The 22,470-nt window shown below is 65.3% G+C and carries 15 protein-coding genes and 1 pseudogene; 12 read left to right on the plus strand and 4 right to left on the minus strand.

Annotation, left to right across the window (positions count from 1 at the left end; all coding sequences use genetic code 11):
* The 5 genes and pseudogenes from GPL20_RS24790 to GPL20_RS24810 all read left to right on the plus strand — a co-directional run.
* Window positions 1-124: pseudogene (locus tag GPL20_RS24790) on the plus strand (IS481-like element ISRm20 family transposase); the annotation flags it as partial.
* 175 nt (window positions 125-299) lie between these two features.
* Complete coding sequence (locus GPL20_RS24795; RefSeq protein ID WP_157332520.1) at window positions 300-1,337, plus strand: MBL fold metallo-hydrolase; 1,038 nt, start codon at window positions 300-302, stop codon at window positions 1,335-1,337.
* A gap of 86 nt (window positions 1,338-1,423) precedes the next feature.
* Window positions 1,424-1,600 (plus strand): hypothetical protein, encoded by a 177-nt coding sequence (locus GPL20_RS24800; RefSeq protein WP_167533194.1) that lies wholly within the window; start codon window positions 1,424-1,426, stop codon window positions 1,598-1,600.
* Between the two features lie 195 nt (window positions 1,601-1,795).
* Window positions 1,796-3,007: an MFS transporter gene (locus GPL20_RS24805; RefSeq protein ID WP_157332525.1), complete on the plus strand. Its 1,212-nt coding sequence runs from the start codon at window positions 1,796-1,798 to the stop codon at window positions 3,005-3,007.
* Window positions 3,008-3,215: 208 nt separating this feature from the next.
* Entirely contained in the window at window positions 3,216-4,934 is a 1,719-nt protein-coding gene (locus GPL20_RS24810; protein ID WP_157332527.1) for an N-acyl-D-amino-acid deacylase family protein, read from the plus strand.
* A gap of 206 nt (window positions 4,935-5,140) precedes the next feature.
* Here the strand turns inward: GPL20_RS24810 and GPL20_RS24815 are convergent, their stop codons facing one another.
* Window positions 5,141-6,466: an MFS transporter gene (locus GPL20_RS24815; RefSeq protein WP_157332529.1), complete on the minus strand. Its 1,326-nt coding sequence runs from the start codon at window positions 6,464-6,466 to the stop codon at window positions 5,141-5,143.
* A 145-nt stretch (window positions 6,467-6,611) separates the two neighbouring features.
* Here GPL20_RS24815 and GPL20_RS24820 point away from each other — a divergent pair, with 145 nt between their 5' ends.
* Genes GPL20_RS24820 through GPL20_RS24835 form a run of 4 tightly spaced genes read left to right on the plus strand, consistent with a single transcriptional unit; the run spans window position 6,612 to window position 11,208 of the window.
* Window positions 6,612-7,265, plus strand: coding sequence for an ABC transporter ATP-binding protein (locus tag GPL20_RS24820; RefSeq protein ID WP_254125489.1), 654 nt, complete (start codon window positions 6,612-6,614; stop codon window positions 7,263-7,265).
* On the plus strand, window positions 7,262-9,724 hold the full coding sequence (locus GPL20_RS24825) for an FtsX-like permease family protein (protein ID WP_157332531.1): 2,463 nt from the start codon (window positions 7,262-7,264) through the stop codon (window positions 9,722-9,724). The genes GPL20_RS24820 and GPL20_RS24825 overlap by 4 nt, the downstream gene beginning before the upstream one ends.
* Entirely contained in the window at window positions 9,714-10,796 is a 1,083-nt protein-coding gene (locus GPL20_RS24830) for a lipocalin-like domain-containing protein (protein ID WP_157332533.1), read from the plus strand. The genes GPL20_RS24825 and GPL20_RS24830 overlap by 11 nt, the downstream gene beginning before the upstream one ends.
* A 25-nt stretch (window positions 10,797-10,821) precedes the next feature.
* A complete protein-coding gene (locus GPL20_RS24835) occupies window positions 10,822-11,208 on the plus strand; it encodes an MAPEG family protein (protein WP_157332535.1) in 387 nt (128 codons plus the stop codon).
* Between the two features lie 145 nt (window positions 11,209-11,353).
* Here the strand turns inward: GPL20_RS24835 and GPL20_RS24840 are convergent, their stop codons facing one another.
* The 3 genes from GPL20_RS24840 to GPL20_RS24850 form a co-directional block, all read right to left on the minus strand.
* A complete protein-coding gene (locus GPL20_RS24840) occupies window positions 11,354-12,541 on the minus strand; it encodes an ABC transporter substrate-binding protein (RefSeq protein WP_157332537.1) in 1,188 nt (395 codons plus the stop codon).
* Window positions 12,542-12,852: 311 nt separating this feature from the next.
* On the minus strand, window positions 12,853-16,011 hold the full coding sequence (locus GPL20_RS24845; protein ID WP_157332539.1) for an efflux RND transporter permease subunit: 3,159 nt from the start codon (window positions 16,009-16,011) through the stop codon (window positions 12,853-12,855).
* The gene (locus GPL20_RS24850; RefSeq protein WP_157332541.1) at window positions 16,008-17,207 is read right to left on the minus strand and encodes an efflux RND transporter periplasmic adaptor subunit; all 1,200 of its coding nucleotides are present in this window, start codon (window positions 17,205-17,207) and stop codon (window positions 16,008-16,010) included. Before GPL20_RS24850 ends, GPL20_RS24845 begins: the two co-directional genes overlap by 4 nt.
* A gap of 530 nt (window positions 17,208-17,737) precedes the next feature.
* Here GPL20_RS24850 and GPL20_RS24855 point away from each other — a divergent pair.
* The 3 genes from GPL20_RS24855 to GPL20_RS24865 all read left to right on the plus strand — a co-directional run bounded on the left by GPL20_RS24855 (window position 17,738) and on the right by GPL20_RS24865 (window position 22,460).
* Window positions 17,738-18,892, plus strand: a complete 1,155-nt coding sequence (locus GPL20_RS24855) for an iron-containing alcohol dehydrogenase (RefSeq protein WP_347340042.1) — start codon at window positions 17,738-17,740, stop codon at window positions 18,890-18,892.
* Between the two features lie 18 nt (window positions 18,893-18,910).
* Window positions 18,911-20,461, plus strand: coding sequence for an AMP-binding protein (locus tag GPL20_RS24860; RefSeq protein WP_157332545.1), 1,551 nt, complete (start codon window positions 18,911-18,913; stop codon window positions 20,459-20,461).
* Between the two features lie 400 nt (window positions 20,462-20,861).
* Window positions 20,862-22,460: an ABC transporter substrate-binding protein gene (locus GPL20_RS24865; protein WP_157332547.1), complete on the plus strand. Its 1,599-nt coding sequence runs from the start codon at window positions 20,862-20,864 to the stop codon at window positions 22,458-22,460.
* The last annotated feature ends 10 nt before the right edge of the window (window positions 22,461-22,470 follow it).

Raw genomic sequence — 22,470 nt, forward strand, 5'->3', positions numbered from 1 at the left:
GCTGGATCGCGACGGCCACTACGGTGTCTTCTTCGCGAGCTGGCAGGTCGCATCGATCGACTTGACCAATCGCCAACCTGTCAGTGATGTGTCCGAACAGGTGTCAGCTATGTCTCCGGGCTAAACACTTCGCGGGCGATGACAGCGAGTTTGACGTGGGTGCGCTCAAACATCCCCCAAGCCCCATCCCCCAACAATAAAAATCTTCCAAATTCCCCTCTCCACACAGTGAATTGCTTCTCCTTGCGGTCTCCGCCGTAGTAGAATCCTCGAAATCACTCCACGCCGGGGTCCCTGCCATGATCTTCCGTCAGCTCTTCGACAGCGTTTCGGGCACCTACAGCTACGTCCTCGCCAGCCGCCCCGGCGGCGAGGCGCTGATCCTCGATCCCGTGCTCGAGAAGGTCGATCGCTACTGTCAGTTGCTGCGCGAGCTGGACCTCAAGCTGGTCAAGGCGGTCGACACCCATCTTCACGCCGACCATGTCACCGGTCTCGGCGAGCTGCGCGACCGCACCCATTGCATGACCGTGATGGGCGACCAGACCAAGGCCGATGTGGTGGCGATGCGCGTTGCCGACGGCGACAAGGTGACGATCGAGGGTCTGTCGCTCGACGTGATGTACACGCCCGGCCACACCGACGATTCCTATTCCTACCTGATGGGCGACCGCGTCTTCACCGGCGATACGCTCTTGATCCGCGGCACCGGCCGCACCGATTTCCAGAACGGCTCATCGCGCGCGCAGTACGATTCGATCTTCAACCGCCTGCTCAAGCTGCCGGACGAGACGATGGTCTTCCCGGCGCATGACTACAAGGGCGACACCGTCTCCACCATCGGCGAGGAGAAGCGCTACAATCCGCGGCTCCAGGTGCGCTCGGTCGACGAATATATCGAGCTGATGGCCAATCTGAAGCTGCCCAATCCGAAGATGATGGACGTGGCGGTCCCCGCCAACATGCATGTCGGCCTGCACCAGGAGGAGCTCGAGAAAGAGGGCCGCGCGCTGAGTGCGGTGGAGGCGATCCGCGTGCTCGGCCGGCCCGACATCCTGCTGGTCGATCTGCGCGAGACCAACGAGCGGATGAAGCACGGCATGCTCGAAGGCGCGCTGCACACGCCCTATCAATCGGTGGAGGAGAGCCTCAAGCCCGGCGGCATGCTGCGCGAGGTGGCCGCCGCCACCGGACGCCGCGTCGTGTTCTTCTGCGCCTTCGGCGAGCGTTCGGCGATGGCGGTGGCCGCCGCCAAGGACGCCGGCCTCACCAACACGGCTCACATCGCCGGCGGCATCGATGCCTGGAAGAAGGCCGGCGGGCCGGTGGTGCAGTGACGGCCTGCCGACATTCTTGAGATGGATCAGGAAGCTCGCATATATTGGGGCTAGGACGGATGCGGCATTACCATCCGGGAGCAGCCATGGCCAAGATCGGCAAGCCGAGCGCGCCGCCCAAAATTGCGGACAACAAGACGGCAGACGAGCAGGCGAAAAAGCCGCCGCCGGCGCCGCGCAACGTCGATGACGACGATTACGAAGACGGCGACATCGCAACGCCAAAACGCGATCGCTACGGCCCGGACGACGAGCCGTTTTGAGCAGATGCGGGTTTAGTCCGCGCTGACGCCACACCTTCCGCTGTCGTCCCTGCGAACGCAGGGACGACGGTGTGGCGGTGCCGCGCCGCCCCTCACTTTCCCACCCGCACTACCTGCCATGCGCCTGCGTTCATGGACAAATAACCGGCCTCCCCGATAATTTGCGCGCCTCCAGGGAGTTGAAACGGAACTGCAATGGTCGACGTTCTCGCCGCACCGCAGCAAGGCAAGGCCGACAATGCGCTGCGCACGCTGACCGGGATCTCGATCGCGCATTGGGTCAGCCATTTCCATCTGCTGGTCCTGCCGATGCTGTTCCCGTTCCTGAAGGACAGGCTCGGCGTCGGCTATCTCGAGCTCGGCTTTGCGCTGACCACGTTCGCGGTGGTGTCCGGGCTGACGCAGGCGCCGACCGGGTACCTTGTCGACCATTTTGGCGCGCGCAGGATCCTGCTGGCCGGGCTGACGCTCGGCGGCGTCGCGCTGATCCTGCTCGGCCTGCATCTGAGCTACGCCTCGCTGATCGCCTGCGCCGTGCTGCTGGGCCTCGCCAACAGCGTCTATCATCCCGCCGATTACGCGATCCTGGCCGAGCACATGGACGAGGCGCGGATGGGCCGCGCTTTCTCGATTCACACCTTTGCCGGCTTTCTCGGTGGCGCGGTCGCGCCGGCGATCGTGGCTGCGCTGGTGATCCTGTCCGGCGGCGTCGGCGCACTGATCGCATCAGGCGCGATCGGCCTGTTGGTGGCCCTGCTGCTGGTTGCCATGAACATTCCCGAAGCCGGCGCGCACAGGACAAAGCCGGGCAGCGAGAATGCGCCGAAGCAGGCCGTCATCACGCCGGCGCTGATCACGCTGACCGCGCTCTTCATGCTGCTCAGCCTGTCGGTCGCCGGCATCAACAATTTCGGCGTGGTCGCGCTGATGAGCGGCTATGGCGCCTCCTACTCCGCGGCCAATGTCGCGCTGACCGCGTTCCTCGCCGCCAGCGCCGCCGGCGTGCTCGCGGGCGGATTCCTCGCCGACCACACCGAGCACCACGGCTATGTCGCCGCGGCCTGCTTTGCCGCGAACGCAGCGATCGTGCTGCTGATCGCGCTCGTGACGCTGCCGGGCTGGGCTCTCACCGCCGCAATGACGGCCGCAGGTTTTCTCTCCGGCGTGATCGCGCCCTCGCGCGACATGCTGGTGCGCAACGCCGCACCTCCCGGCGCTGCGGGGCGCGCCTTCGGCATCGTCTCCACCGGCTTCAATCTCGGCGGCATCGTCAGTCCGCTGCTGTTCGGCTGGATCATGGACCAGAGCGCGCCGCACTGGGTGTTCGGCGCCTCCGTGATCTTCATGGTCGCGACGGTGGTGCTGTCGCCGTTCACGGAGCGGAAGGCGCGAGCTGCTGCGAATTGAGCCGTCGGTATCGCTACAAATTCAACTGTCGTCCCCGCGAAGGCGGGGACCCATAACCACAGGAAGCGGTTATCGCGCGAGGCTTGTCACCACGAGTCTTCGCCAAACCACTCCCTGTGGATATGGGTCCCGGATCGGCGCTCCGCTTGTCCGGGACGACGGCTGAGAGAGACGCGCACAACCACCAAACAAAACGGGAAGAAACACCATGACCACCCCTGATCTCGTGATCCGCGGCGGCACCGTTGCGGACGGTCGCGGCGGCGAGCTGTTCGAGGCCGACGTCGCCATCACCGGCGGCAGGATCAGCGAGGTCGGCAAGATCTCCGCCAAGGGAGCCGAGGAGATCGACGCGCGCGGCAAGCTGGTCACGCCGGGTTTCGTCGACATGCACACGCATTACGACGGGCAAGTCACCTGGAGCCAGGACATCACGCCCTCCTCGCAGAACGGCGTCACCACCGCGATCATGGGCAATTGCGGCGTCGGCTTCGCGCCGTGCAAGCCCGCTGACCACACCCGCCTGATCCAGCTGATGGAAGGTGTCGAGGACATCCCCGAGCCGGTGCTGAGCGCCGGCATTCCCTGGGCCTGGGAAAGCTTTCCGGATTACATGGAATGGCTCAGCAAGCGCGACTTCGACATCGATGTCGGCGCACAGCTGCCGCATGCCGCGCTCCGCGTCTATGTCATGGGCGAGCGCGGCGCGCGCCGCGATCCCTCGACGGCGGAAGACAATGCGGCAATGGCAAAGCTCGCGGCCGAGGCGGTGCGCTCCGGCGCGCTCGGCTTCTCGACCTCGCGCACGCTCAACCACCGCACCTCGACCGGAGATTTCACGCCGACGCTGAAGGCCGGCGAGGACGAGCTCACCGCGATTGCCGGCGCGATGCATCGCCAAGGCCGCAGCGTGCTGCAATTCGTGCTCGATCTCTCCACCATCCACGAAGACCTGCCGATGATGCTGCGGGTAGCGGATGCCACCAAATGTCCGATCTCGTTCTCGATCACGCAGAACGACAAGGCGCCGCAGCGCTGGAGGCAGACGCTGGACGAGATCAACGCGGCGGCCGGGCGCGGCCTCTCCGTCACCGCGCAGATCGCAGCGCGCCCGGTCGGCCTGCTGCTTGGGCTCGAGCTCTCGCGCAATCCGTTCCAGACCCATCCGAGCTACAAGGCGATCGCCCATCTGCCGTTGAAGGAGCGGCTGGCGCGGCTGCATCAGCCTGACGTGCGCAAGGCGATTCTGAGCGAGACGGCGACCGCGACCGACGATCCGCTCTTCTTTAGCCCGAACTACGACAAGATGTTCCTGCTCGGCGATCCCCCCGATTACGAGCAGCCGCCGGAAAGCGCGCTGGGGCCGCAGGCGCGCAAGCAGGGCCGCCAGCCGCAAGAGCTCGCCTACGATGCGATGCTCTCGGACGAGGGACGCGGCATGCTCTACGTGCCGTTCCTCAACTATTCCGACGGCAACCTCGATGCGACGCGCGAGATGCTGATCGATCCGCAATCGGTGCCCGGCCTCTCCGACGGTGGCGCGCATTGCGGCATCATCTGCGATGCGAGCTTCCCGACCTATCTGCTGACGCACTGGACGCGCGACCGCACGCGCGGCGAGAAGCTCACCATCCCGTTCGTGGTGGCGGCGCAGTCACGCAAGACCGCGCTCTCGGTCGGCCTCACCGATCGCGGACTCATTGCTCCCGGATACAAGGCTGACGTCAACGTGATCGACTATGACCGGCTGCATCTGCATCCGCCGAAGGTGCATTACGATCTGCCGGTCGGCGGCCGGCGGCTGTTGCAGGACGTCGACGGCTATGAGGCGACGATCGTGTCCGGCGTGGTGACGCGGCGGCAGGGCGAGGCGACGGGACGCCGGCCGGGGAAATTGATTCGGGGTGCGCAGGGACTCGCGAGCTAGCGAAGACTGCGCCTGAGGCGCAAAGCCCGCGCTTCAACTTCAGTGTCGTCCCCGCGAACGCGGGGACCCATAACCCCAGGGAGAAGTTGTGGCGCGAAGCCGCCAACTCCGAGTCTTCCCCAAACCACTTCCTGTGGCTATGGGTCCCGGATCTGCGCTTCGCTTGTCCGGGACGACAGTGTTGAATGGGGCCGACGGCGCCGCCCTTACGTCGGCGACACTGCACCCTTCAGCGCCGCGGCCTGCGGGGCCGCACCGCGCGTCAGCCTGGCGCGTTCGGTGTTCGGCCAGAGCAGCAGGAGGCCGAGCAGGCCGGAGCCGACCATGATCGCGGCGTTGATGGTGAAGCCCGTCATGTAGCCGTCGAGCATGGTGCCGGCGCGCTGGATCACGGTGCCCATCACCGCGGGCGCGATGATGCCCGACAGCGTATAGAGCGCGCCGTAGATCGCGAGGATGGCGCCGCGCTGCGACGTCGGCGTGAACTCGCCGAGCATGGGCGGGCAGACCACGTAGATCGCGCCGCACAGGCCGGTACCGACCACGAGCAAGGTGAGCTGAAGGCTGGCGCCCTCGACATGCGGCATCGTCGCCAGGATCAGGCCGCCGATGACCAGCGGCACGGAGCCGAGCACGCCGCGGGCGACGCGCGTGGTCGAGCCGCGGGCCATCATCAGTTGCGAGATCCAGCCCGTCAGGATCACGATGGTGGCGCCGAAGATCCAGGGCAGAGTGGAAATCCAGCCGGCCTGGCTCTGCGAGAAGCCGAGGCCCTTGATGATGAAGGGCGTGAACCAGGTCAGCCCGAGCGACAGCGCCCAGTAGGCGCCGAAGGTCGCCGCGACGCAGCCGAGGAAGGTGCGCGAGGTGAGGAGCTGGAGATAGGGAATCTTCGTCTCGGTGGCGGCAAGGACCTGCGTGTCCTCCAGCGGCCCCTCGCTGCCGAGCGCAAGCCAGGCCGCGACCCAGATCAGGCCGACGACGCCGAGCGCGCCGAACGCATAGTGCCAGGAATGATTGACGATGATCCAGTTCAGTGCCGGCACCGCGAGGATCACGCCGAAGGCCGAGCCCTGCGACAAGATCGCGGTCGGCAGCGTGCGCTTCTCGTCGGGGAACCATTTGTAGATGGCGTGCGCGGCGACCGCGAAGGCCGGCCCTTCGCCGGCGCCCAGCACGATGCGGCAGATCAGGAGCGTGGTGAAGGAGACGGTGCCGACCATCGGAAACTGCGCCAGCGCCCAGATCACCGCGAGCGCGAGCAGCACCCACCGCGTCGGCACCTTGTTGACGATGAAGCCGACCACGATCGCCGAGATCGAGAACAGGAAGAAGAACGACGAGCCGAGCAGGCCGAACTGCTCCGGCGTGAGCTTCAGATCGGGCATGATGGGCACGCCGGCGAGGCCGACGACGATCTTGTCGGCGAAGTTTACCAGCATGAACAGAAACAGCAGAAACGTGATCGTCCAGGCGCCCTTTGGCGTCCCGGTCGTCTTGCTCGCTGCGGACGGCGTTCCCTGAGCGCTCATGATTCTCCCCGTATGTCTTTTGGCACTTTTTTGATTTGGCCCTTCCTGGAGCTAACAACGGCTTCGGGACCAACGCAACCCCCGGCATTTCCGCGGCAAATGTGCTACGCAACATTTCCGTTAATTCCGTCCGGCGCCATTCATCGTGCTGAGTATCCGAAACCTCTCGAAGACCTTCTCCTCTGCCGGCGAGCCGGTCCACGTGCTGCGTGGCGTCGATCTCGACCTCAGGGCCGGCGAGCGCGTCGCGCTGACCGGCGAATCCGGCAGCGGCAAGAGCACGCTGCTGCATCTGATCGCCGGGCTCGATGCTGCCGATGGCGGCACGATCCGGCTGGAGGACACCGAGGTCACGAGGCTGTCGGATGCGGGACGCGCCAGCTTGCGGCGCGACCGGATCGGCCTGGTGTTTCAGCAGTTCAACCTGATCCCGAGCCTGTCGGTCATGGACAATCTCGCCTTCCAGGCGCGGATCGCCGGTCGGCACGATGCAGCCTGGACCAGGGAGCTGGTCGAGCGGCTCGGACTTGACGGCCTGCTCAAGCGCTATCCCGAGCAATTGTCAGGCGGACAGCAGCAGCGGGTCGCGATCGGCCGGGCGCTGGCGACAAAACCCTCGCTGCTGCTCGCGGATGAGCCGACCGGCAATCTGGACGAAGCGACCGCCGACGACGTGCTGGCACTGACGCGCGACCTCGTCGCGCGCACCGGCTGCGGCTTCCTGATGGTGACGCACAGTCTGCATCTGGCCGTGACGCTCGACCGCCACGTCACGCTGCATGCGGGGAGGATCGCATGAAGCGCGCGCTGTGGACCCTCGCCGTGCTGCTGAGCCACTGGCGGCGGCACAAGATGCAGTTCGCAACGCTGCTGATCGGCCTGATCGCCGCGACCGCGCTATGGAGCGGCGTGCAGGCGATCAACCAGCAGGCCCGCAATGCCTATGACCGCGCCGCGGCGACCTTCGGCGGCGTGCGCACGGCGATGCTGGTGGCGCCGAATGCTGCAACCTTCTCCCAAGAGCTGTTCATAAAGCTCCGCCGCGCCGGCTGGCCGGTCTCGCCGGTGCTGGAGGGACGCGTCCAGGTCAACGGGCGTTCGGTGCGGTTGCTCGGCATCGAGCCGGTGACGCTGCCGGCCGATGTCGGCAACGCGCCGCGCCTCGGTGCCTCGGATTTGAGCAGCTTCGTCGCACCGCCCGGTCAGACGCTGGTGGCGCAGGAGACGCTGAGCGACTTGCAGGCGCAGGAAGGCGCGGCGCCCGCAATCAGCAGCGGCGCAAAACTGCCGCCGCTGCGCGTGCTGCCGCAACTCGTGCCCGACGTGCTGGTGGTCGACATCGGCGTGGCGCAACGACTCCTCAACAAGCCGGATCAGGTGTCGCGGCTCCTGATCGGCAAGCCGAAGGGCACGCCCGCGCCGCTTCAAGGCATCGTCGGCGATCAGTTGCAGCGGGTCGAGCCGGATGCGGAAACGGAACTGGAGCGTCTCACCGACAGTTTCCATCTCAACCTCACGGCCTTCGGCCTGCTCTCGTTCTTCGTCGGCCTGTTCATCGTCAACTCGGCCGTCGGCCTCGCCTTCGAGCAGCGGCTGCCGATGCTGCGCACGTTGCGGGCCTGCGGCGCGTCGGCGCGGCTGGTCAACACGGTGCTGGTGATCGAGCTGGTGGTGCTGGCGCTGGTCGCCGGGCTGATCGGGCTCGTCTGCGGCTATTTCATCGCGGCCGCGCTCTTGCCCGACGTCGCGGCATCGCTGCGCGGGCTCTATGGCGCGCAGATCCCGGGACAGCTGACGCTGCGTTCCGAATGGTGGCTGGCCGGTATCGGCATCAGCATTGCGGGCGCGCTGGTGGCGGCCGCGACCAGCCTGATCAAGGCGATCAGGATGCCGGTGCTGGCGACCGCGCAGCCGCGCGCCTGGCAGCAGAGACACCGGCGCTGGCTGATCCTGCAAAGCCTGGCCGCCTGCGCAGTCTTCGCGGTCGCGCTGCTGCTGCTTCACTATGGACAGTCGCTGATCGCAGGCTTTGGCGTGCTGGCAGCGCTGATGTTCGGCGCGGCACTGATTCTGCCGGCCTTCCTCGAAATCATCCTGCTCATCGGCCAGCGCTGGGCGAAAGGGCCGCTGGCGCTGTGGTTCTGGGCCGACAGCCGGCAGCAGCTCTCCGGGCTGTCGCTGGCGCTGATGGCGCTGCTGCTCGCGCTCGCCGTCAATGTCGGCGTCTCCACCATGGTGGAGACGTTCAGCCGCACCTTCATCGGCTGGCTGAACGGGCGACTCGCCGCCGACGTCTACATCAGCGCGGCCGACAATGCGCAAGGTGTCGCGATCCGCAATTGGCTGCGGGACCGCGGCGATGTGCAGGCAGTCCTCTCGGGCGGACGAGCGGAGACACAGATCGAGGGACAGCCGGTGGAATTGCTCGGCCTGCCCGATCACGCGCTCTATCGCGAGCGCTGGCCACTGCTGGAGACCGCGCCGCGCGCCTGGACCCGGCTGGTGCCCGGCAATGCCGCCTTCATCAGCGAGCAGCTCAGCCGCCACTTGCATGTCCGCATCGGCGATGTCGTCGAGGTGCCGGCGCCAGGCGGGACCTGGGAGCTCGACATCGTCGGCATCTATGCCGACTACGGCAATCCCAAGGGGCAGCTCGCCGTCAACGTCGCGGCGCTGATCCGGCAGTTCCCGCAGACGCCGCAGACGCGGATCGGCCTGATCGTCGCGAAGGAGAATATCCCCGGCCTGATCGCGTCGTTGCAGAAGCAGTTTGCGCTCGACGACCGCAGCATCGCCGACCAGGCGACGGTGAAGGCGGAATCGATCCGCATCTTCAACCGCACCTTTGCGGTGACCTCCGCCCTGAACGCATTCACGCTCGGCGTGGCCGGGATCGCCCTGCTGACCAGCCTGCTGACGCTGGCGAATTCCCGCCTGCCGCAGCTTGCGCCGCTGTGGGCGGTCGGCCTCACGCGGCCGCGCCTTGCCGCGATCGAATTGACCAAGACGCTGTCGGTTGCACTGTTCACGTCGCTGCTGGCCGTGCCGCTCGGCCTGTTGGTGGCGTGGTGCCTGATCGCGATCGTCAACGTGAAGGCGTTCGGCTGGCGGCTGCCGTTCCACGTGTTTCCGCTGCAACTGGTCGAGCTGGTCGCGGTGGCGCTGCTCGCCTCGCTGATTGCCGCACTGCTGCCGATGGTCCGGCTGGCGCGGATGCAGCCGGCGAGCCTCGTGAAGGTGTTTGCCAATGAGCGCTGACGCAATCTCCCGGCGGGCCTTCGCCGGCGGCATCGCCGCGCTGGCGCTCGCTCGCCGCGCAAGCGCGCAGGGCTATGCCGGGCTGGGCGAGACCGCCGACGGCTTTGCCAAGGTGACGCCGGGAAAGGTCTTCACCTTTCCGGCCGACCACGGGCCGCACTCTGAGTTTCGGATCGAGTGGTGGTATCTCACGGCCAATCTGGTCGATGGCAGCGGCGCAGCCTGCGGCCTGCAATGGACGCTGTTCCGCCAGGCGACGCAGCCGGGTCCGCAAGGCGAGGGCTGGGCCAATCAGCAGGTGTGGATGGGACATGCGGCGGTGACCCGTGCGGACACCCACCGCTTCAACGAAACGTTTTCGCGCGGTGGCGTGGGGCAGGCCGGCGTCACGGCCAAGCCGTTCGATGCCTGGATCGACGACTGGGAGATGAAGGGGACGGAGCGCACCGACGATCGCACTCTGGCGCCGTTGACGCTGAAGGTCTCCGGCACCGACTTCAGCTATACGCTGGCGCTGGAAGCCGATCGGCCGGTGGTGTTGCAAGGTGATGGCGGCTTCAGCCGCAAGTCGGAGCGCGGGCAAGCCTCCTACTACTACAGCCAGCCGTTCTACCGTGCACGCGGGACGCTCGCCATCGACGGCAAGCCTGTCGATGTCACGGGCCAGGCCTGGATGGACCGCGAATGGAGCAGCCAGCCGCTCGACGCCGATCAGACCGGCTGGGACTGGCTGTCGCTGCATCTAGCGTCCGGCGACAAGCTGATGCTGTACCGGCTGCGGCAGAAGGACGGCAGGGATTATCCGTTCGGCAACTGGATCAGCGCCGCCGGCGAGACGCAGATGATTGCGGGGGACGATATCCGGATGATGCCGAAGGCAACCGCGGACGTCGCGGGCCGCAAGCTGCCGGTGGAATGGCAGATCGACATCCCCTCGCGATCGTTCTCGATCCTGTGCAAGCCGCTCAATCCAAGGGCCTGGATGGGGACCGGCTTCTCCTATTGGGAGGGACCGATCAGTTTTGCCGGCACGCATGACGGCGTTGGCTATCTCGAGCTGACCGGGTATTGAGACGCGGTCTTCGAAGGGATTTGCGATGTATCACCTCACCGCCCTCGTCACCCTGCTGGCGATTGCATTTTATTTCTTCACCTGCATCAACGTCGCGCGGTCGCGCGACAAGACGGGCGTCAAGGTGCCTGCAATGTCGGGCCATCCGGATTTCGACCGCGCCTTCCGCATCCAGATGAACACGCTGGAATGGATGCCGATCTTCCTGCCCTCGCTCTGGCTGTTCGCGATCTATATCAGCGACGCGATTGCGGCGGGAATCGGCGTGGTCTGGATCGTCGGCCGCATCGTCTATTTCATCGGCTATTCGCAAGCGGCGGCCAAGCGCAGCCCGGGTTTTGCCATTCAGGCGCTCGCCGCCTTCGCGTTGTGGGCGGGAGCGATCGGGGCGGTGGTGTTGCGGATGGTGTGAGAGCGACGACGCCACCACACATTGTCACCGTTTGCTTCAACCCCAGCAATCTTGCCGTCATTCCGGGGCGGCGCATCGGCGCCGAACCCGGAATCTCGAGATTCCGGGTTCGATGCTTCGCATCGCCCCGGAATGACGCTACGCGTCACTTCGTCAGCGGGCAGCCGCTGTCCTTGGCGGTGAAGAACGCCTGGTCGCCGGGGACGGTGGCGAGCAGCTTGTAATAGTCCCAGGGCTTCTTCGATTCCGAGGGCTTCTTCACCTCGAACAGGTACATGTCGTGGACCATGCGGCCGTTCTCCTGCACCTTGCCCTTCGCGAAATCGTCGTCGACCGGCAGCTCCTTCAGCTTCTTGGCGACCGCATCGGGATCCTTGGTGCCGGCCGCCTTGACCGCCTTGAGATAGCTCAGCGTCGCTGAGTAAGTGCCGGCGTGGATCATGCTCGGCATCCGTCCGGTCCGCTTGAGGAAGCGTTCGCCGAGATTGCGGGTGCGATCATTGAGATCCCAGTAGTAGCCCTCGGTCAGCACCAGCCCTTGCGCGGCCTGAAGGCCGAGGCCGTTGACCTCGGCGAGCGTCATCAGGAGGCCGGCGAGCTTCTGACCACTGGCGACGATACCGAACTCGGACGCCTGCTTGATCGAGTTGGTGGTGTCGAGGCCGGCATTGGCAAGGCCCACGATCTTCGCCTTCGAGCTCTGCGCCTGGAGCAGGAAGGAGGAGAAGTCGGAGGAGTTGAGCGGCACGCGCACCGAGCCGAGCACCTTGCCGCCATTGGCGGTGACGATCTCGCTGGTGTCCTTTTCCAGCGCGTAGCCGAAGGCGTAATCGGCGGTGAGGAAGAACCAGGTGTTGCCGCCGGCCTTGGTCAGCGCGCCGCCGGTGCCGACGCCAAGCGCGCGGGTGTCGTAGGCCCAGTGGAAGCCATAGGGCTGGCAGGCATCGCCGGTGAGGCGCGAGGTCGCGGCGCCGACGACGATGTCGATCTTCTTCTTTTCCTTGGAGAGCTCATGGATCGCGAGCGCGACCGAGGAGGTCGTCAGCTCCGTGATCATGTCGACATTCTCGACATCGTACCAGCGCCGCGCGATCGAGGTGGCGAGATCGGCCTTGTTCTGGTGGTCGGCGGTGACGAGCTCGATCTTATGGCCGAGCACCTCGCCGCCAAAATCATCGATCGCCATCCTGGCGGCCTCGACCGACCATTTGCCGCCGTAATCGGCATAGACGCCGGACTGATCGTTGAGAATGCCGATCTTGACGCCTTGCGCGGCAGCCGGCGCGGCCAGCAATACAGCCGACGCTGCGGCGGCAAAAAGTGCTGATTTCATATATTAACTCCCAGCAGTCTTCTGTTGTGAAATCGCGCGGATACTAGTGAAGAACCCCGCGCGTGCCCATCCATTTCATGTTGGTCGTTAGTATGGAGGCTGCGCGCTATATTCTCCGCTGTCGTCCCGGACAAGCGAAGCGCAGATCCGGGACCCATAATCACAGGGAGATGTTTGGCGAAGACTCGTGGTTACCTCTTCGCCCCGCACTCCTTCCTGGGGTTATGGGTCCCCGCGCCCCGTGCGCAATTGCGCACTAGGCGGGGACGACACCGACGGTGTTGAAGCGTCATCGGCTCCAACCAGCGCCGTCAGGCCGCCACCTCCGGCTTCTTGTCCCGCCGCCCCTCCGCGAGGTTCCGCACGACCACATAGAAGATCGGCGTGAACAACAGGCCGAACAGGGTGACGCCGATCATGCCGAAGAACACGGCGACGCCGACCGCCTGGCGCATCTCCGAGCCGGAGCCGGTCGAGATCACCAGCGGCAGCACGCCGAGGATGAAGGCGAATGACGTCATCAGGATCGGCCGCAGGCGCAGGCGGCAGGCCTCGATGACGGCCTCCAGCCGCGGCTTTCCTTCGTTCTCGATGTCGCGCGCGAACTCGACGATCAGGATCGCGTTCTTCGCCGCCAGTCCTACAAGCACCACGAAGCCGATCTGGGTCAGGATGTTGACGTCCTGTCCCATGATGCGCACGCCGATGGTGGCGGCCAAGAGGCACATCGGCACGATCAGGATCACCGCGAACGGCAGGGTCCAGCTGCCATATTGCGCGGCGAGCACGAGATAGACGAACAGCACGCAGATCGGGAAGACGTAGAGGCCGGCATTGCCACCGGTGACCTGCTGGTAAGACAGGTCGGTCCATTCAAAGGTGAAGCCGCTCGGCAGCGTGTCGTTCGCCAGCTGCTTGATGGTGTTGAGCGCGGTGGTCGAGCTGGTGCCCGGCGCCGGCTCGCCCTGAAGCTCGGAGGCAGCATAAAGATTGTAGCGCGCGACGCGGTCGGGACCCGAGACGTCCTTGAATTCGACCACGCTGCCGAGCATCACCATGTCGCCGGAGGCGTTGCGGGTGCGCAGTCGCGCAAGATCGCTGGACTCTTTCCGGAACGGGAAATCGGCCTGCGCGGTGACGTGGTAGGTGCGGCCGAACAGGTTGAAGTCGTTGACATAGGTCGATCCGAAATAGGTCTGGATCGTCTCGTTGATGTTGGCGATGGGGACGCCGAGCTTCTGCGCCTTGGTGCGGTCGATGTCGACGAAGAGCTGCGGCGTGTTGGCGGTGAACGGCGAGAACACCGAGGTCAAGCTCGGCGCCTTGCGCGCGGCAGCGACCAGTTCGTCGGTCGCAGCGGCAAGCATTTCGGCCCCGCGGCCCTGACGGTCCTGAACGCGGATGGTGAAGCCGCCGCCGGTGCCGATGCCGGGCACGGCCGGCGGCGGAATGACGATGATGAACGCGCCCTGGATCGCCGACAGGCGCTTGCGCAGCTCGGCCGTGATGGCGTTCGCGGACAGTCCCTTCTTCAGGCGCACCTCGGGTTCGTCGAACACCGGAAACAGCGCCGCCGCATTGCCGGCCTGGGTGCGGGTGGCGCCGGAGAAGCCCGCAAAGGCGGCAACGCGGACGATGCCCGGCGTATCCAGCGATATCCGCTCGATCTCGCGCACGACCTCGGTGGTGCGCGCCAGCGAGGCCGCGCCTGGCAATTGCACGGAGATGATGACGTAGCCGCGATCCTGCGCGGGAATGAAGCCCTGCGGCGTCGTCACGATCAGCCAGCCGGCGCTGCCGATCAGCACGACGTAGAACAGCAGCATCACCACGGAATGGCGGATCACAAAATTGGCGGCGCTGGCATAGCCGTGCGCCAGCCGGTCGAAGGTGCGGTTGAAGGCGCCGGTGAAGGCGTCCCAGCCGCGCGCGATGACATTCCAGCGCGCCGGCGGCCGCTTCTCCTCATGCGGGATCAGGATCTGCGAGGCGAGCGCCGGCGACAGCGTCAGCGAGCAGAAGCACGAGATCGCGGTCGCCACCGCGATGGTGACGGCGAATTGCTGAAAGAACTGTCCGGAAATGCCGCCCAAAAATGCGGTCGGCACGAACACCGCGCAGAGCACCAGCGCGATCGAGACCAGCGCACCGCCGACCTCCTCCATGGTCTTGAGCGCAGCATCACGCCGGCTCATCCCATGCTCGAGATGCCGCTCGACATTCTCGACCACCACGATGGCATCGTCGACCACGATGCCGACGGCGAGGACCAGGCCGAACAAGGTGAGATTGTTGATGGAGAAGCCCAGCGCCGCCATCACCGCGAAGGTGCCGACCAGCGACACCGGGATCGCGATGATCGGAATGATCGCAGGCCGCCAGCCTTGCAGGAACACCAGCACCACGACGACCACGAGGAGCATCGCCTCGTAGATGGTCTTGATCAGCTCGTGGACGGACTGCGCGATGAACTCGGTCGGGTTGTAGCCGATATTGTAGTCGAGGCCGCGAGGGAAGCTCTCCTTGAGCTTCGTCATGGTGTCGGAAATGCTCTTGGCGGTCTCGAGCGCGTTCGACCCGGGCCGCTGTGTCACCAGCATGGCCACCGCCGATTTGCGCAGCAGGAAACTGTTGGTGCTGTAGGCCAGTGCGCCGAGCTCGATGCGGGCGACGTCGCGCAAGCGCACCGTGCGACCGTCGGAGCCGGCCTTGATCAAAATGTCCTCGAACTGCTTCTGGTCCTTCAGGCGGCCGGTGAAGGTGAGGTTCGGCTGGAAGGCGCGATCGCCGATCGGCGGCTCGGCGATCTGGCCGCCGGCGATCTGCACATTCTGGGCGCGGATCGCCGCCAGCACCTCGGTCGAGGTCAGGCCGAGATTGGCGATGCGATCAGGATCGAGCCACAACCTCATTGAGTAGTCGCGCGCGCCGAAGATCTGGATGTCGCCGACACCGTCGAGGCGCAGCAGCTGGTCGCGAACCTGGAGCAATGCGTAGTTGGAGATGTAGAGCTGGTCGAAGGTGTCGTCGGGCGACAGCATGAACACGACCATCAGGATGTCGGGCGAGTTCTTGCGCGTGGTGACGCCGTTGCGCTGCACCTCCTCCGGCAGGCGCGGCTGCGCGATGGCGACGCGGTTCTGCACCAGCACCTGGGCCTTGTCGAGATCGGTGCCGAGCTTGAAGGTGACGGTGATGGTGAGCTGGCCGTTCGAGGTGGCCTGGCTGTAGAGATACAGCATGTCTTCGACGCCGTTGATCTCCTGCTCGATGGGAGCTGCGACCGTATCGGACACTGTCTGCGCGGAGGCGCCGGGATATTGCGTGGTGACGACGACGGTCGGCGGCACCACTTGCGGATATTCCGAGACCGGCAGCGTGGTATAGGCGAGCGCGCCGACGATCAGCAGCACGATCGACAGCACCATCGCCAGGATGGGCTGGTTGATGGAGAGACGGCCAAGATTCATGACTTGCCACCGGCCGGGGCTTGTGCGGTCTGCGGGGCGACCTTGGCGCCGACGCGGGCGCGCTGGATGCCGTTGACGATGACGCGGTCCTCCGCCTTCAGCCCCTCGCGGATCACGCGCAGGCCGTCATCCAGCGGCCCGAGCACCACGGTTCGCGCCTCGACCGTGTCATCCGGCTTCACGACGAACACGATCTTGCGGGACTGGTCAGTCGCAATCGCGACGTCCGGGATCAACAAGGCCTCATAGGGCGCGCTGCCGATCAGGCGGACGCGGCCGAACTGGCCGGGCAGGATCGACAGATCGGTGTTCTTGACCACGGCACGGCTGCGGAGCGTGCCGGTGGAAACATCGAGTCGGTTGTCGAGGAAGTTGATGGAGCCGTCATGTGACGGCTTGGCCTCTCCCGCGAGCGTCACCTGCACCGGGTTCGCGGTGTCGCGCGAGCTCGGGCGGCGGCCTTCGAACCAGAGCTTGCTGTATTTGATGAAGGTCGCTTCATCCATGTCGAAATAGACGTAGATCGGGTCGAGCGTCACGATCGAGGTCAGCAGCGTCGAGGTGCCGGTGTCGCTGCCCTGCACGAGATTGCCGGGGCTGACGAGATGGCGACTGACGCGGCCCGTCAGCGGCGCGGTCACATGCGTGAATTCGATGTTGAGCCTGGCGGCCTTCAGCGCGCCTTCGGCCTGCACCTCGGCGGCGTGCGCGGCCTGCAAGGCCTGGCGGCGCTGGTCGACGACCTGCTCGGAGACTGCACTGGTCTGCACCAGGTTGAGGCCGCGGTCGAGCTCGCGCTTGGCGAGCTCCACCCTGGCGCGGGCATCGGAGAGCTGGCCGTCCGCCTGCGCGGCCACAGCCTCGAACGGACGCGGGTCGATCACGTAGAGCAGGTCGCCCTGACGCACGATGGCGCCGTCCTGGAACTCGACCGAATTAACGAAGCCGCCGACGCGGGGGCGCACCTGCACCTCCTCCACGGCCTCGAAGCGGCCGGTGAACTCGTCCCAATCGGTGACGGTGCGCTTGACCGGCTGGGCGACCGTGACCGGCGGAGCCGGCGGGGCGGCGGCCTGCGACGCCGGCTTGTCGCAGCCGGCGAGGGCGAGCGCTGCGGCAAGGAGCCCGGCGATGGCACCCCGCTGAACGAAATCGTGCTTATTGACAAATCGCTCACTTCCGTCCGGTCCGGTCATCCCAGGTCCTCGCACAATAAACCGCGGGAAAAGCAGGGTATTCGCCATCACGCGGGGAATGCAGGATGGGCGGCAATGATGAATTCTTCAAGACCCATGCACGTGCAATGCTCGGACAGACGCCCTGACCGGATGGCTGGTTGACAGGGAGAGAGACGGTGCAAGCCTGGCGATGAGGACGCGCCGCTCGCCACCTTCCCCTGGAGGGGCAGGACTATTGCATATGGCATTTTGCGTGACCTGAGCGCGCGCCTCGTCCTTCGAGACGACCGCTTCGCGGCCTCCTCAGGATGAGGCTAAGCGGCATCGGTGCTCGTCGAAACTGCTGCCACGCACTCGGACCTCATCCTGAGGGCCCGCCAACGGCGGGCGTCTCGAAGGATGGCGACAGAGAAATTGCCAGCATATGCGATTGCCCTGCCTGGAAGGGGGAGGGCGAGAAGCGGGCAGCGTCTTCGCACATGACGGGCTCGGCAGGCCCGGCTAGATTAGTCCCGCAAAAACAAGACGAATTGTCCGGGAGGACAGGCGTGCATAAGGGACGTGTCGTTTACGGCGCGATCGAGGAGGTCGTGTTCGGCCATCCCGCCGCCGAAGCCATCGTGGCGCAGATGGACCGGCTGGGAACGCGCCGCGCTTTCCTGATGGTCTCAGGCACGCTCAACCGGCAGACCGACGAAATCACGAAGATCAGGCAGGCGCTCGGCGAGCGCTGCGCCGGGCTGTTCGACGCCATGCCGGCGCACACCCCACGCGAGGCGGTGATCGCCGCCGCCAATGCGGCGCGCGAGGTGGACGCCGATCTGATCGTCACCGTCGGCGGCGGCTCCATCACCGACGGCGCCAAGGCGGTGCAGCTTTGCCTCGCCAACGGCATCGACGACATTGCCGGCATCGAGCGCATCCGCGTGCACAAGGGCGTCGCGCCCGAGATGAACGCGCCGATCGTGCGGCAGATCAGCGTGCCGACCACGATCGCCGGCGGCGAGTTCAGTTCGATCGCGGGCGTCACCGACCTCAGCACGCATGTCAAACAGATGCTGCGGCATCCGCTCACGGTGCCGCGCGCGACCATCCTCGATCCCGCCATCACCGTGCACACGCCGGAATGGCTGTTCCTCTCCACCGGCATCCGCGCGGTCGACCATTGCGTGGAAGCGATCTGCTCGCACGAGACGCACCCTTATGCCGACGCGCAATCGGTGAAGGGCCTCGCCATGCTCGCCGACGCGCTGCCGCGGGTGAAGGCGGATTCCGCCGATCTCGACGCCCGGATGGATGCGCAGATCGGCACCTGGTTGTCGATGGGAGCGCTTTCGGCCGGCGTGCCGATGGGCGCGAGCCACGGCATCGGCTACGTGCTGGGCGCGGCCTTCGACGTGCCGCACGGCTACACCTCCTGCGTCATGCTGCCCGCGGTGATGCGCTGGAACGCACGCGACAATGCCGAGCGTCAGATGATCGTCGCCGCCGCGATGGGCCATCCCGGCCACAACGCTGCCGACGTGCTCGACGCCTTCATCCGCTCGCTCGGCATGCCGCGCAGCCTCGCCGAGGTGCACGTGTCGCCGGAGCATTTCGATGGCATCGCCGAGCAGGCGATGCGCACGAACTGGATCCCGCGCAACCCACGCAAGATCGGCGGCCCCGCCGATGTGCGCGAAATCCTGCTTCTTGCCGCATAACTCACAGCCGGAGGACTGATGTACACAGGTCACCATGCCCGCCTACGCCCGCTCCAGCCTGCCTTCATCATGGCCGCCACGGGCGAAACCGTGAGCTATCGCGAGCTCGATGCGCGCAGCAATCGCCTGGCGCATTTGTTCCGCAAGCACGGCTTGAGGCGGCTCGACCACTACTCGATCTTCATGGAGAACAATTCGCGCTATCTCGAGGCCTGCAGCGCGGGCGAGCGGTCGGGACTCTACTACACCTGCATCAACTCGTTCCTGACGCCGGGCGAGCTCGCCTATCTCCTCGTCAACAGCCAGTCCAAGATCCTGGTCACGTCGGTGGCCAAACTCGACATCGCACGCGAGGCGATCCAGGCCTGTCCCGACATCAAGCTCTGCGTCGTCGCCGACGGTCCGGGCGAGAGCGATCGCATCGTCGGCCTTGCGGAGGTGACCGCCGACCTGCCCAAGACGCCGATTCCCGACGAATGGCTCGGCACCGCCATGCTGTATTCGTCGGGCACGACGGGGCGGCCGAAGGGCATTTTGCGGCCGCTGCCGGAGGAGCCGCCGAAGCACAATCTGCCGCTATTCGATTTCCTGACCAAGCTCTGGCACTACCGCGAGGGCATGGTCTATCTGTCGCCGGCGCCGCTCTATCACTCCGCGCCGCAAGCTGCGGTCAATCTCACGATCCGTATGGGCGGCACCGTGGTCATCATGGAGACATTCGATCCGGAGCGTTACCTCCAGCTCGTCGAACGGTGGGGCATCACCCACACGCAGCTGGTGCCGACGATGTTCTCGCGCATGCTGAAGTTGCCGGAGGAGGTGCGCAGCCGCTACGACCTGTCCTCGCTGGAGATCGCGATCCACGCCGCCGCGCCCTGCCCGGCCCTCGTCAAGGAGGACATCATCAAATGGTGGGGGCCGATCATCCACGAATATTACGGCGCGACCGAAGGGCTCGGCTTCACCGCCTGCAACAGCGAGGAATGGCTCGCCCATCGCGGCACCGTCGGCAAGGTGCTGCTCGGCGACCTCCACATTCTCGACGAGAACATGAAGGAGTGCCCGACCGGCGTGCCCGGCCAGGTCTGGTTCAAGACGGGCTCGCCGTTCGAATATTTCAACGATCCCGAGAAGACCAAGGAGGCGCGCTCGGCCGACGGCAGCATGAGCACGGTCGGCGACGTCGGCTATGTCGACGCGGACCGCTTCCTCTATCTGACCGATCGCGCGACCTTCATGATCATCTCCGGCGGGGTGAACATCTATCCGCAGGAATGCGAGAATCTGCTGATCACCCATCCGAAGGTCGCCGATGCCGCCGTGTTCGGCGTGCCCAATCCCGACCTCGGCGAGGAGGTGAAGGCGGTGGTGCAGCCGATGACCGGCGTCGTGCCGGGCCCGGCGCTCGCCGAGGAGCTGATCGCGTTCTGCGCAAAATCGCTGTCGCGGCAGAAGGTGCCACGCTCGGTCGATTTCGAGAAGGAATTGCCGCGGCTGCCGACGGGGAAGCTGTACAAGCGGCTGCTGCGGGACCGGTATTGGGGGAACAAGGCGTCAAGGATTGTGTGAGCCGCGCTAAAGGCGTCCGCGAGATGCTGAGAAAGTAGCCGCACGTTCGGTGTCGTCCCCGCGAACGCGGGGATCCATAACCACAGGGAGAGGTTGTGGCGCGATCTGGTAGCTCCGAGTCATTGCCAAACTTCTCCCTGTGGTTCTGGGTCCCGGATCGGCGCTCCGCTTCGCTGCGCTTGTCCGGGACGACAGCGGAGTGCTTGAAGAGCAGCGACATGCGTCAGTTCCGCCGATTCCTTCGCACCTGCACTCTCACATGGTGAGAGTGTGAAACCCTGCGGCCTTCCGTCATCCGAATTGTCGAGGCGGCAATTGGCCTTGCCGGTTGCCTCGCTGCGCCCGCGTCGCTATCGTCCCCTCAAACAGGCCAAAAGGCCGATGTCCAGGGAGGACGAGGATGCGGAGCGTGTGGGCGCTCGCCGCGACGGCGGCGCTATCTTTGCTGGCGTTTTCGACCATTGCACTCGCCGGCGAGCCCAAGCAGGGCGGGATCCTGCGGATCTATCACCGCGACAGCCCGGCGAACGCCTCCATTCTCGAGGGCGCGACCTATTCGGTCAACGTGCCGTTCATGGGCGTGTTCAACAATCTCGTCATCTATGACCAGCACATCGCGCAGAACAGTCCCGATACGCTCAGGCCTGAGCTGGCCGAGAGCTGGTCCTGGAGCAGCGACAACAAGAAACTGACGTTCAAACTGCGCCAGGGCGTCAAATGGCATGACGGCAAGCCATTCACATCGGCCGACATCAAGTGCACCTTCGATCTCCTGATGGGCAAATCGCAGCAGAAGCTGCGGCAGAATCCGCGCAAGGCCTGGTACAACGAGGTCAACGACGTCACGCCGAACGGCGATTCCGAGGTGTCGTTCGACCTGAAGCGGCCGCAACCCTCGCTGCTGGCGATGCTCGCGTCCGGCTACACGCCGATCTATCCCTGTCACGTCTCGCCGGCGGACATGCGCACCCATCCGATTGGAACCGGCCCATTCAAGTTCGTCGAGTTCAAGGCGAATGAATCGATCAAGCTGACGCGAAACCCGGACTATTGGAAGAAGGGCCTGCCCTATCTCGACGGCATCGAGTACACGATCATCACGAATCGCTCGACAGCGATCCTCGCCTTCGTCGCCGGCAAGTTCGACATGACTTTCCCGACGCATATCACCATCCCGCTCCTCAAGGACATCAAGTCGCAGGCGCCGAACGCGACCTGCGTCGTCGAGCCGACCAACGTCTCGACCAACATCATCGTCAATTCGGCTTCCGCACCGTTCGACAACATCGATATCCGCCGGGCCATGGCGATGGCGCTCGACCGCAAAGCCTTCGTCGACATCCTGTTCGAAGGCCAGGCCGATATCGGCGGCACCATGCTGCCGCCGCCGCAAGGCATCTGGGGCATGCCCAAGGACAAGCTGGAGACCATTCCAGGTTATGGCCGGGACGTGAACGCGAACCGGGAGGAAGCCAGGAAGCTGATGCAGAAGGCCGGCTACGGTCCCGACAAGCACCTCGCGGTGAAGGTCTCGACACGCAATCTCGCGGAATATCGCGACCCCGCGGTGATCCTGATCGACCAGCTCAAGAGCATCTACATCGACGGCGAGCTCGACGTCGTGGAGACCGCGAACTGGTTTCCGAAGGTCGCGCGCAAGGATTACATGCTCGGTTTGAACCTGACCGGAAGTTCCGTCGACGATCCCGACCCGTCCTTCTACGAAAACTACTCCTGCGGCTCGGAACGGAACTACACCAACTACTGCAACAAGGAGATCGAAAAGCTGTTCGACGTGCAGTCGCAGGAGATCGACACCAACAAGCGCAAGCAACAGGTCTGGGAGATCGACAAGAAGCTGCAGGAGGATGTCGCTCGCCCGATCATCTTCCATGCGCGGGCCGGCACCTGCTGGCAACCCTATGTCAAGGGAGTCACGATCATGTCGAACAGCTCCTATAACGGTTTTCGCTACGAGGATTTGTGGCTCGAGAAGTAGCGCGCGAGGC

This window comes from Bradyrhizobium cajani (genome assembly GCF_009759665.1).
Lineage (GTDB): Bacteria > Pseudomonadota > Alphaproteobacteria > Rhizobiales > Xanthobacteraceae > Bradyrhizobium > Bradyrhizobium cajani.

What these genes read in the sequence shown, in the direction of transcription:
- GPL20_RS24795 (WP_157332520.1), top strand. Translation starts at nt 300, where the DNA reads ATGATCTTCCGTCAGCTCTTCGACAGCGTTTCGGGCACCTACAGCTAC.
- GPL20_RS24800 (WP_167533194.1), top strand. Translation starts at nt 1,424, where the DNA reads ATGGCCAAGATCGGCAAGCCGAGCGCGCCGCCCAAAATTGCGGACAAC.
- GPL20_RS24805 (WP_157332525.1), top strand. Translation starts at nt 1,796, where the DNA reads ATGGTCGACGTTCTCGCCGCACCGCAGCAAGGCAAGGCCGACAATGCG.
- GPL20_RS24810 (WP_157332527.1), top strand. Translation starts at nt 3,216, where the DNA reads ATGACCACCCCTGATCTCGTGATCCGCGGCGGCACCGTTGCGGACGGT.
- GPL20_RS24815 (WP_157332529.1), bottom strand. Translation starts at nt 6,466, where the DNA reads ATGAGCGCTCAGGGAACGCCGTCCGCAGCGAGCAAGACGACCGGGACG.
- GPL20_RS24825 (WP_157332531.1), top strand. Translation starts at nt 7,262, where the DNA reads ATGAAGCGCGCGCTGTGGACCCTCGCCGTGCTGCTGAGCCACTGGCGG.
- GPL20_RS24830 (WP_157332533.1), top strand. Translation starts at nt 9,714, where the DNA reads ATGAGCGCTGACGCAATCTCCCGGCGGGCCTTCGCCGGCGGCATCGCC.
- GPL20_RS24835 (WP_157332535.1), top strand. Translation starts at nt 10,822, where the DNA reads ATGTATCACCTCACCGCCCTCGTCACCCTGCTGGCGATTGCATTTTAT.
- GPL20_RS24840 (WP_157332537.1), bottom strand. Translation starts at nt 12,541, where the DNA reads ATGAAATCAGCACTTTTTGCCGCCGCAGCGTCGGCTGTATTGCTGGCC.
- GPL20_RS24845 (WP_157332539.1), bottom strand. Translation starts at nt 16,011, where the DNA reads ATGAATCTTGGCCGTCTCTCCATCAACCAGCCCATCCTGGCGATGGTG.
- GPL20_RS24850 (WP_157332541.1), bottom strand. Translation starts at nt 17,207, where the DNA reads ATGACCGGACCGGACGGAAGTGAGCGATTTGTCAATAAGCACGATTTC.
- GPL20_RS24860 (WP_157332545.1), top strand. Translation starts at nt 18,911, where the DNA reads ATGTACACAGGTCACCATGCCCGCCTACGCCCGCTCCAGCCTGCCTTC.
- GPL20_RS24865 (WP_157332547.1), top strand. Translation starts at nt 20,862, where the DNA reads ATGCGGAGCGTGTGGGCGCTCGCCGCGACGGCGGCGCTATCTTTGCTG.